This is a genomic window from Tenacibaculum finnmarkense (assembly GCF_900239185.1).
In the GTDB taxonomy this organism is placed as follows: domain Bacteria; phylum Bacteroidota; class Bacteroidia; order Flavobacteriales; family Flavobacteriaceae; genus Polaribacter; species Polaribacter finnmarkensis.
Window position 1 is genome coordinate 25,597 of record NZ_OENA01000058.1, and the last position, 11,900, is coordinate 37,496.

Below are 11,900 nucleotides of genomic sequence, written 5' to 3' on the forward strand. Positions count from 1 at the left end.
GAATTTTAATTTTTAAGCATATAAATAATCATTTAACTCATTAATAATTTGTGCAGTTTCATTTTTAAAAACTTTATCTAAACGTTTTAATCCACCGTCAATACTAAAAGGAGGTTTGTTTAAATCATCTAAAGTAATAATAGATTCTTTTTGAAGTTGCGCCTCTATTTTATCGAGCCATTTTAATTGAATTTGATTCCAATTGTGTGCTGTTTTTAGTTTTGTAACAGCATTGGTAATACGCTCTTGATGGCTTACCAAATTTTCACCTAAAGCAGAGGTTCTGATGTGTGAAATAATATCGGCAACAATTTCGGTATTAGTAACTTCTTTATAAGCGGTGTTGAGGTTGTTTTTATTAAAACCTTCGGTATCTAAAATTAAACGAAGCTCTTTTAATTCCTTTCTAGTTAGCGTACTTGGTTTGGTGCATACAATATTTAAAGCAGTAATGGTGTTTTTGTTGTTATTTATAAATTCGGTAAACGATTCTAAATAATCTTTAGGCTTTAAGTTTTTTTCGTAGGCACGAGAAACCTCTTCTAATGTATCTTGGTGATCGCTAAATAAGGTAGCGTAATTAAATGCTTTTCCTTTTTCACGATCTAAAAACTCCCATAAATGAGTATAATTTTCAACGGATTCATTTATGTTTTCAATATCAAAAGCCTTTAATTTTTGAGCAAAATCTCTTGCCGTTGGTTCGCCAGAAAGTATTTCGAATTGCGCTGTTTGTTGCTCGTTAAAGCCAGAAATTTTACGTTGTATTTTAGCGATAATACGATCTAATTTTGCTTCTTTAGAATACTCATCTTCAATAATAGCTAATTCTTCTACTAAATGAGTAAAGGTTTTAGTAACCAAAGGAGCAACAGGTTTCATAACCTGTTCTTTTGCCATAATTTCAGAAACGCCAACACAATCGTAAATTTTAAATACTTCTTTACCTATATCATCACAACGTCTGGTGGCACGTCCTACCATTTGATCGTATAAAATACGAGAGTTTACACGACGTAAAAAAACTAAATTAGAAATACTCGGTACATCTATTCCTGTAGTTAATAAATCGACCGTAACTACAATACTCGGGTATTGATCGTTTTTAAATTTACGTAATAAATCTTCTCTATTATAAACTTCACCTGTAATTTTAACGATAGCATCTTTATCAGCATCTTCGCCTAAGGCTTCATATTCTTCATATAATAATCTTACAATTGTATCGGCATGTGCATTTGTAGCAGCAAAAATTAAGGTTTTATCTTTGTTTTCAGGTAAAATTCCATAAGTAGATATTAATTCATTTAAAATAACACGGTTAAAACTTTCGGTAATAACTTTACGGTTAAAGCCTGTTATTTCTACTTTTATTTCATCTTCGGTAATACCTATATCTTTAATTTGATTTTCTTCAGGATCGTATATTTTTACTTCATCGCCTTTTTCCCAAACAATACCATCTTTAGATAAGCTAGTTTGAAAAACGTAAGGAGGTTCAAAATCGATTAAATAACCTTCAACAACTGCTTTTCTGTAGGAATACATAAACACAGGATCGCCAAAAATATCTTTAGTGTGTAGGGCAGGAGTGGCAGTTAAACCAATGCGATAGGCATCAAAATAATCTAATACCATTCGGTATTTGCTTTGAAAATCTTGCTGATTACGAAGTATAAATTCCTCTTCGTCCATTTCTTTATCTAGTGTATAACCTCTGTGTGCTTCATCTACCACAATACAGTCGTAATCTCCTACACTAGGAGGATTATCAGAATAAGCAATACGCTGTACCATTCCTTGTACGGTAGCAAAATGTATTTTAGTATCTAGCTCAGAAGCTTTATCTTCTAAGTCTTGTAAGTCATATATTTGCGCAAAAGTTTGCAACCCTTCTATGTGAACTTCTTTAAAGGAATCGGATGCTTGTTTACCCAACATGCGCCTATCTACTAAAAATAAAATACGCCTAAATCGTTTAGATTTAATTAAACGATAGCACATACCAATCATCGTACGTGTTTTACCTGTACCAGTTGCCATGGCTAGTAAAGCGCGTTTATCGTCTGTATTGGTCAATATTTTATGTTCTACAGCTTTAATGGCTTCAATTTGATAAGTTCTTAACCCTAAGCCATTAGGATCTGATAATAAATCATAGCCTGTTTTTTGTAGGTTCTCTACACCTTTATTTTCATCGTAGTTTAACTTATCGATTAAATCCCTTGGTGAAAACCAATTAGGCAATGGTTTTGCCCTATTTTTTTGATTACGAGCATCCCAAAACCAAATACCAGAAGCAGTTTTAAATTGTGCTAAATAAGGTCTTCCGTTGGTAGCAAATATAAAGGGAACTTTATAATTAGAACTATTGGCATGTTTAACAAATGTAGTATTGTTATTATTAGTAACAAGCTGACTGTATTTTTCAGCTTGCCCTAAATCGCTCATTACATTTTTAATATGCTTTTTAGCCTCTACAATACCAATAAGTTCTAAGCCATTAAATAAGGCGTAATCGGCCCATTTAGTACCGCATTTCCATTCAGAAATTGCTATCTGTCGCCCTTTTTGAGGTAGTGTTTTACAGGTTTTGTAGTTTAATGTTTGTGTATCACATTCCCAGCCAACATCTCGTAATTGTTTGTCTATACGTTCTCTGGTTTCAGCTTCTGTTTCTGTTGTTTTTTTAGCTTTAGAAAAAGCACGTTCTTTACGTTGTTTTTTTGCCTCTTCAGAAATTTGAGTTTGTGCTATTATTTTTAGTTTATAACTATCAACTTCATCTTTTAGTTGTGCTAATTGCTGTTCTAATTCGATTGACCTAGAGTTTTCGATAATAAACCAAGATTCTTGAGGTATTTCATAATCACTACAAATTTCTTCATCTTCATATACTTCAATAAACCATTTGGTTAAATAAAAAGTCTGTCTAAGCATATAACGAGCTTCAGCTTGTGTGCCTTCTCCAGAATGAGAGGCTTTATTTCCTGATTTTCTAATAGTATGAAAAATGGAAATTATTTCAGATGGTGTATCTGAATTATTTGCTAAGACATTTAATTTACTTACTTGCTTTTTATCGAAAGGTTCGTCTAGTTGTTCAAAGTCAATTAAAATACTAGCTAGTTTTTCAGTAAGAATTCTAAGTTTAGAAAGTGTTGTACTTGGGTCAATATAGCAATTACGTTCTGCTAAAACAATTAATTGAAATAACTCAATATAGTTGTCTTTTAAAAAGATAAAGTTTGTTTTCATTTATAGCTATTTTGTTTTATGTTCACATATAATTATTAATTATGAGCCAACATAAAATTTAGAAATGTATTTAAACATTTCTTTTTACAATTTTTTTAATGTCTAAAGTAATAAAACAAACTCATATAGATTTACATAATTATATAAAACTATAAATATATGTTTATAGCATAAGGGGGTAGTTAAAACATAACTTAATAACATATTTTTTTATATCTGTAAATCTTATGCAAGATGCGCCACGCATACCTCTTTTATGCCAATCAATAATTAGGTAAAGTTCAGTAATTCGTTCAATTATTCTTTTATTCATTTCTGCTTCAAAAAAACGAGTAACTCTAAAACAGCCGCTAAAAAATTCATCAGCTTCATAAAAATCTTTTTGAGCTTTTTTAAATTGCCTAAAAAAATAGTTATCTAAATAACCTCTGCTATCAGGATTTAAATAACCGTTTAAAACTATTTCTGTGTAATTTAAATCCATTTTATCTTTTCATAATGCCGTGCTGATTTGCCGTTATAAAACTATTCTTGAATAAAATTGAAACAGATTTTTAAACGTCAAAATTTATTTCATAAGAGGTATTTCGTCCTTTTCCTAATGGTTTAAAAACGCCTAATTCTAAAAGATTTTGTAAATCTCTTGTAGCAGTAGCTTTAGATGTTTTGGTAATTCCAATATATTTTCTTGCTGTCATACCTCCTTGAAAACCATTAAAACCTTCATCGAGCATTCTGCGTATTGCTTTTAATTGTCTTTCATTTAATTTTGATTGATAAGTTGTAAAAATAGTTGTCTTTTTTAGCGTAAATTCTATAATTGCTTCGGAAGTATCTAAAGCATTCAAAATTAAATTGATAAAATAATGTAACCAAGGTGTTATTTCATTACTTCGTTGTCCTTTTTCTAACGCTTTATAGTATTCTTTTTTTTCTTTTTCAATACTTGTAGAAAGACTAATTAATAAAGGGCTGTCTAAGGTTTGTAAAAGCGATTTTTCGGCGATAGCTCTTCCGATTCGTCCATTACCATCTTCAAAAGGATGAATACTTTCAAAATACAGATGAGCAATAGCGGCTCTAATAGCGGCATTTTTTATAGGTTTTTCACCTTTTGGAGAAGTCGTATTAAACCAGTTTATAAAATGATTCATTTCGTCATTTACATTTGCAGAAGCAGGTGCTTCAAAATGTATTTTTGTTCTGCCCATAGCTCCTGAAATTACTTGCATAGGTTCTTGGTGTGTTCTCCATTTTCCAACTTCAATTAGGTTTTCGTCTTGTAATAATTGCTGATGCCATTTAAAGATGGTTTCTTTTGTAAGTTCTTCTTTAAAATTATTTTGAACATTTGTAACTAATTCACCAATACCTTTAGCTTTAATATCTTTTACGTTTTCATGTGAAGTATTTATATCAAGATTATTTCTAACGGAAGACATTACATCTGTTCTACTTAAAAATTCTCCTTCTATTTCGGAAGTTTTAATAGTGTAGTTTGAGTATGAGATATTTTTGACAATCCTTTGGTTATACCTTTTATTTTGCCTGTTTTTTCGATGAATTTATAAAGATAATCTTCTAATTCATCAATATTATAAGAGAAATTTTTCCAATCTTTTTGTTGCCAATTATATTTTATGAGCCGAATAATTTAATTAATCGGCTCAAATACAACCAAAAAATGAGCCGATTAAAAAATATAATCGGCTCATTGAAAATTATTTAATACCTAAGATAAGGTTTTAATATTTTGTTTTGTACACTTACTTTCCGATACAGAAATTACCGAAAATATGCCCTAAAATATCTTTATCAACATCATATTCGCCTGTAATATTTCCAAGATGACGTAAACATTCACGAATATCAATAGAAAATAAATCCGTAGAAATTTCTAAATCAATTCCTTGTTGTACAGAAGTAATAGCAGTTAAAGCGTTGTTTAAAGCTTCAAAATGACGAGAATTTGTAACAATTGTTTCATTATTACTTAAAGCACCTGTATTTACTAAAGATGTCAATTCGGCTTTTAGCTCAATAATACCTGTTTTTTGTTTTGCTGATACTAAAATTAAAGGATCAATTTCTGATTTTAAAATAGCCGTATCATGACACGATAACCTATCTATTTTATTAGCAATTACAAGCAATCTTTTAGTAGGGAAACGCTCTTTTATAGTTTCAATTTCTTGTAAAAATTCATCGCTAGAAACTGCAAATTTATTCGCATCAATTAAAAAGATAATTAACTGTGCATTTTCTGCTTTTTCGTAGGCTTTTTTAATTCCGATATTTTCAATAATATCTTTAGTTTCTCGAATACCTGCGGTATCAATAAATCGAAAAGCAACACCATCAATAATTAAATCATCTTCAATAGCATCACGAGTAGTACCTGCTATATCTGAAACAATGGCTTTTTCTTCGTTTAAAAGCGTGTTTAATAAAGTTGATTTTCCAACATTAGGCTCGCCGATAATTGCCACAGGAATTCCATTTTTCATGGCATTTCCAAAGGCAAAAGAATCGATTAATCGCTTTAACACAAAGGTGATTTTGGCTACTAATTGTTTAAATTTTGTGCGGTCGGCAAATTCTACATCTTCACCAGAAAAATCTAATTCAAGCTCAATTAATGCCGCAAAATCTAATAATTGTATGCGTAAATCTTTTAATTCATTGGTAATTCCGCCACGCATTTGCTGAATAGCCATTTGATGACTTGCTGCCGAATTAGAAGCAATTACATCGGCAACAGCTTCGGCTTGGCTTAAATCCATTTTTCCGTTTAAAAAAGCACGCATGGTAAATTCACCATTATCAGCCATTCTACAACCATTTTTTAAAAATAATTGGATAATTTCTTGCTGAATAAATACCGAACCGTGGCATGAAATTTCGACAATATTTTCACCGGTATAAGAGGTTGGGTTTTTAAATATTGATACTAAAACTTCATCTAAAATAGTATTGGTATTTTTATCAAAAATATGCCCTAAATGTAAGGTGTGTGTTTTTTGAGTTAGCAGCGATTTGTTGCTTTTTATTGACTTGAAAAAAGTATTTACAATGTCAATAGCTTTTTCACCCGAAAGCCTAATTACGGCAATAGCTCCAACACCCGATGGAGTTGCCATGGCAATAATAGTATCATTTTGTATCATGTGGCAAAATTACTTATAACCGATTAAAAAATAGAAATTATTTAATAGTAATTTTTTTAAAAAAAAATATTTTTTTTAGTTGAAAAAACAAGTTACATTTGTCTTATAAAAAAGCTAAGCATCTGAATTTAAGTATATTTAATGTGTAGTTTTAAGTTTTAAATTAAAAACAAATTACCCCCATTTATTTAAACGTTATTTTATAACATAAAATAAATCCCCCTCCATCCCTTTTTGTATATCCCCCTATGCTTTGTAATTTTATTACAAGGTTTTAAATTATGATAAATAAAAATTATGGAAAATACGATTACTTTTTTATGTTTGTGTACAAGCACAACATTATTTGCTACTACAAAATATTCTAACTTTATCAAGTTAGATAAACACGAAATCAACTTAATTGTTAAAAAAAATAGAAAAATAAAATCTATTATTTCACATTTAAAGTTTAACCATCATTTAGTACCTGCTAAAAATACTTTTCAAACAGATTTCAATTCGAATAACCAAAATATTCGAACTTCTTGTTTGTCATCTAAATTTAATAGAAAAGCTGTTAGGTTAGTGAAAAATAGTATGATATTTCTGCTATTTACCTCAGTTTTATTAAGAACATCTGTTATAAATTTAAGATAAGTAAGACATTACTGTAAAGGTATTTTTATTATGAAAACAAGGTTAAAATCAGTATTAAAAAGTGTTTTTTTTGCTTTTTTATTAGTATCAGGTCAATTAATTATAGCCCAAGAACAAATAGTTATAAATAAACAAATAGTAAGCAGCCCAATAAACTGTAAACAATTTGATGTTACATTAACAGTAACAGGTAATCCACCTGTAGCAGCTAAAGAAGTTGTATTATTAATAGATGTTTCCGGAAGTATGGGAAACTATGTTGATGATGGAACTGGTACAGGAAATCAAGAACCAGTTATAAAATTTGTAAAAGAAGCAGCAAAAGATTTTGTAAGTAAGTTGCTTTCTTCAGCGAATAATCCGACAGGTAAAAACAAAATAGCCATTGTTAGTTATAGTTACAATGCGGTTATTTTAGCTGATTTAACAACAGATAAAACCGCTTTAAATAATGCTATAGATCAATTATCGCCAGACGCTGGTACTAATATGGAAGGAGGCTTGTTAAAAGCGGGAGAAGTGTTTACCAATTCAAGCCCTGGCTGTTTACGAACAAGAAGTATTGTGTTTTTTACAGATGGTCTTCCTAATTGGCATAACGGTTCTCCTTTGCCAGTAAGTGGTGAGTGTAAAACGACAGAAATTAATTCAATGTGTCAGCAGCGTGCTTTTTCCGCAGCAACAGCAATTGGAAATATTAATGTTAACGGTACTTCTTATAATCAATCAATATTTACCGTAGGGTTTACTGGGCAATTAATAGAAGGAATAGAAAAGGATAACGCAAAATATACCTTAGATAATATTCAAAACAGTGGTGCGTATTATACAGACAATGCTGCTGATTTAACAAACATGTACAGTACTATTTTAGGAGAATTAATACCTGCGGCAACAGCTTTAGATAATCAACCATTGGTAGTTGATCAAATACCGAATGAATTTCAAATAGTTTCATCAAGTTTACAATCGGGCAGTACTATTAACGCTAATAAAGGAACTGGTTTAATTGTAAATAACACTATAAACTGGGAGGTAGATAAAATATTAGATGAAACTCTTACTTTGAAATATTCTATTATTGCTGCTGATAATTTTTGTGGCGATAATCTATCGTTAGGAACTTCAACTATAAGATATAAAAACGCTACATGTAATCAAACCAACAAAAAATTTGACAACACTCCTGTTTGCATCCCTTGCCCAGTAACCGATATTCAATTAAATAGACAACAAGGCTGTTCAAAAACAATAAATTACGGATCTAATTCGAATCCTATTGTTTGTAGTGGAGTTACAGAAACCTATTTATGGAAATTCTTTTTAAAAGGTAATTTGGTAGGAACATCCGCTAATAAAACAGGGAAATTTACCTATACAGGCAGCGATAAATTCACAGGAAATTTTAAGGCAGAATTAGTTTATAGTTCAAATTGTAGCCTATCAACAACTAATTTAGAAAAATCAATAATATTACCTAATGAATTGTCATTATCAGTATTAAAAAGTGATTTAAGCTGTGGAGGAACTGATGGAGGTATTGATTTATCTGTAACCGGAGGATCGGGTAGTTATACCTATTTATGGAGTAATGGAGCCACAACTCAAGATCTTAATAATATTAGTACAGGTTTATATACTGTTACGGTTACTGATATTCTTGGTTGTGAAAAGTCAATTTCAACAACACTTATTTCAATTGATAATGATGCACCAACACTTATTGTTCCTAATAAATTAAGTATTCAGGGCTGTGATCAAAATAATATAAATTCAGCAAATGCTAGATATAAATTTAGTTTAACAGCAGTTTCATTAAATATAGCCACATTTAATAATGCAGATTATATAGCTACAGATGATACTAATATTGCTAAGATTACATATAAAGATGAAATTATTTCATATGATGGATGTGTAACAAAAGTTTTAAGGACATTTACTGTTGTTGATACTTGTGGTAAAACAGAAATAGATAGTACGATTATTAGTATAAAAGATAATATCAAACCCACTTTTACAGCGCCAGATAATATTACAATTTCTACGGATGCGAACTGTGTTTTTGATGTATCTGTAGGAAAAACCGGCGTTGTTTCTGATGAAGCTGACAATTGTTCAACAGGATTAAAAGCAACATTTACCGATGTTGAAAAAGCCGGAACTTGCGAAGGCGAAAAAATAATCACGAGAACTTGGAATTTGACAGATTCTTGTGGAAATTCAACCCAAAAAGACCAAATAATTACAGTTGAAGATAATATAAACCCCACTTTTACAGCGCCAGATGACATCACAATTTCGACGGATGCGAACTGTGATTTCGATGTATCTGTAGAAAAAACCGGCGTTGTTTCTGATGAAGCTGACAATTGCTCAACAGGATTAAAAGCAACTTTTACCGATGTTGAAAAAGCAGGAACTTGCGAAGGAACTAAAACCATCACAAGAACATGGAATTTGACAGATTCTTGCGGGAATTCAACCCAAAAAGACCAAATAATTACAGTTGAAGATAACATCAAACCAACATTTACCGCTCCCGCAGACATCACAATTTCGACAGATGCGAACTGTGTTTTTGATGTATCCGTAGCAAAAACCGGCGTTGTTTCTGATGAAGCTGACAATTGCTCAACAGGATTAAAAGCAACATTTACCGATGTTGAAAAAGTCGGAACTTGCGAAGGCGAAAAAACCATCACAAGAACTTGGAATTTGACAGATTCTTGCGGAAATTCAACCGAAAAAGTTCAAATAATCACAGTTGAAGATAATATCAAACCAACATTTACCGCTCCCGAAGACATCACAATTTCGACGGATGCGAATTGTACTTTTGATGTATCTGTAGCAAAAACCGGCGTTGTTTCTGATGAAGCTGATAATTGCTCAACAGGATTAAAAGCAACATTTACCGATGTTGAAAAAACAGGAACTTGCGAAGGAACTAAAACCATCACAAGAACTTGGAATTTGACAGATTCTTGTGGAAATTCAACCCAAAAAGATCAAATAATTACAGTTGAAGATAATATCAAACCAATATTTACAGTTCCCGCAGACATCACAATTTCGACGGATGCGAACTGTGTTTTTGATGTATCTGTAGGAAAAACCGGCGTTGTTTCTGATGAAGCTGACAATTGCTCAACAGGATTAAAAGCAACTTTTACCGATGTTGAAAAAATCGGAACTTGCGAAGGAAATAAAATCATCACAAGAACTTGGAATTTGACAGATTCTTGCGGAAATTCAACCCAAAAAGACCAAATAATAACGGTTGAAGACACAATAAAACCCACTTTTACCGCTCCAAAAGACATCACAATTTCTACGGATGCGAACTGTGTTTTTGATGTATCTGTAGCAAAAACCGGCGTTGTTTCTGATGAAGCTGATAATTGTTCAACAGGATTAAAAGCAACTTTTACTGATGTTGAAAAAGCTGGAACTTGCGAAGGAACTAAAACCATCACAAGAACTTGGAATTTGACAGATTCTTGTGGGAATTCAACCAAAAAAGACCAAATAATTACAGTTGAAGACACAATAAAACCAACTTTTACAGCGCCAGATGACATCACAATTTCGACAGATGCGAACTGTGTTTTTGATGTATCTGTAGGAAAAACCGGCGTTGTTTCTGATGAAGCTGATAATTGCTCAACAGGATTAAAAGCAACATTTACCGATGTTGAAAAAGCCGGAACTTGCGAAGGCGAAAAAACCATCACAAGAACTTGGAATTTGACAGATTCTTGCGGAAATTCAACCCAAAAAGATCAAATAATTACGATTGAAGACACAATAAAACCAACATTTACCGCTCCAAAAGACATCACAATTTCGACGGATACGAATTGTGTTTTTGATGTATCTGTAGGGAAAACCGGCGGAGTTTCTGATGAAGCTGACAATTGTTCAAGAGGATTAAAAGCAACATTTACTGATGTTGAAAAAACCGGAACTTGCGAAGGCGAAAAAATAATCACGAGAACTTGGAATTTGACAGATTCTTGCGGAAATTCAACTCAAAAAGACCAAATAATTACAGTTGAAGATAATATAAAACCCACTTTTACAGCGCCAGATAATATTACAATTTCGACGGATGAAAACTGTGTTTTTGATGTATCTGTAGCAAAAACCGGCGAAGTTTCTGATGAAGCTGATAATTGCTCAACAGGATTAAAAGCAACATTTACCGATGTTGAAAAAGTTGGAACTTGCGAAGGAACTAAAATCATCACGAGAACTTGGAATTTGACAGATTCTTGCGGAAATTCAACCCAAAAAGACCAAATAATTACGATTGAAGATAATATAAAACCCACTTTTACAGCGCCAGATAATATTACAATTTCGACGGATGCGAATTGTGTTTTTGATGTATCTGTAGGAAAAACCGGCGTTGTTTCTGATGAAGCTGACAATTGCTCAACAGGATTAAAAGCAACATTTACTGATGTTGAAAAAGCCGGAACTTGCGAAGGAACTAAAACCATCACAAGAACTTGGAATTTAACAGATTCTTGTGGAAATTCAACCCAAAAAGACCAAATAATTACGGTAAAAGACACTATAAAACCAACTTTTACAGCGCCAGATGACATCACAATTTCGACGGAAGCAAGCTGTGTTTTTGATGTATCTGTAAGAAAAACCGGCGTTGTTTCTGATGAAGCTGACAATTGCTCAACAGGATTAAAAGCAACATTTACCGATGTTGAAAAAGTTGGAACTTGCGAAGGAACTAAAACCATCACAAGAACTTGGAATTTGACAGATTCTTGCGGAAATTCAACCCAAAAAGACCAAATAATAACAGTTGAA

At 31.8% G+C, this 11,900-nt stretch carries 5 protein-coding genes and 1 pseudogene (1 of these 6 running past the window's edge); 1 reads left to right on the forward strand and 5 read right to left on the reverse strand.

Annotation, left to right across the window (positions count from 1 at the left end; translation table 11 throughout):
• Nucleotides 1–12 precede the first annotated feature (12 nt).
• The 5 genes and pseudogenes from hsdR to mnmE form a co-directional block, all read right to left on the reverse strand.
• Complete coding sequence (gene hsdR, locus AQ1689_RS07945) at nucleotides 13–3,258, reverse strand: type I restriction-modification system endonuclease (protein ID WP_101955738.1); 3,246 nt, start codon at nucleotides 3,256–3,258, stop codon at nucleotides 13–15.
• Nucleotides 3,259–3,421: 163 nt separating this feature from the next.
• Complete coding sequence (locus tag AQ1689_RS07950; RefSeq protein WP_101955739.1) at nucleotides 3,422–3,742, reverse strand: hypothetical protein; 321 nt, start codon at nucleotides 3,740–3,742, stop codon at nucleotides 3,422–3,424.
• 70 nt (nucleotides 3,743–3,812) lie between these two features.
• Nucleotides 3,813–4,700: a Fic family protein gene (locus AQ1689_RS07955; RefSeq protein WP_232120734.1), complete on the reverse strand. Its 888-nt coding sequence runs from the start codon at nucleotides 4,698–4,700 to the stop codon at nucleotides 3,813–3,815.
• A gap of 30 nt (nucleotides 4,701–4,730) precedes the next feature.
• Nucleotides 4,731–4,912 (reverse strand): annotated as a pseudogene (locus tag AQ1689_RS13300) (DUF4172 domain-containing protein); the annotation flags it as partial.
• A 112-nt stretch (nucleotides 4,913–5,024) separates the two neighbouring features.
• Nucleotides 5,025–6,425: a tRNA uridine-5-carboxymethylaminomethyl(34) synthesis GTPase MnmE gene (gene mnmE, locus AQ1689_RS07960; RefSeq protein WP_101915432.1), complete on the reverse strand. Its 1,401-nt coding sequence runs from the start codon at nucleotides 6,423–6,425 to the stop codon at nucleotides 5,025–5,027.
• Between the two features lie 669 nt (nucleotides 6,426–7,094).
• On the opposite strand from mnmE, the gene AQ1689_RS13305 reads away from it, so the two are divergent.
• Nucleotides 7,095–11,900: the 5' portion of an HYR-like domain-containing protein gene (locus tag AQ1689_RS13305; protein ID WP_101955741.1), read on the forward strand. It continues 3,123 nt past the right edge of the window; only the first 4,806 of its 7,929 coding nucleotides appear in the window; the start codon lies at nucleotides 7,095–7,097; the stop codon falls past the right edge of the window.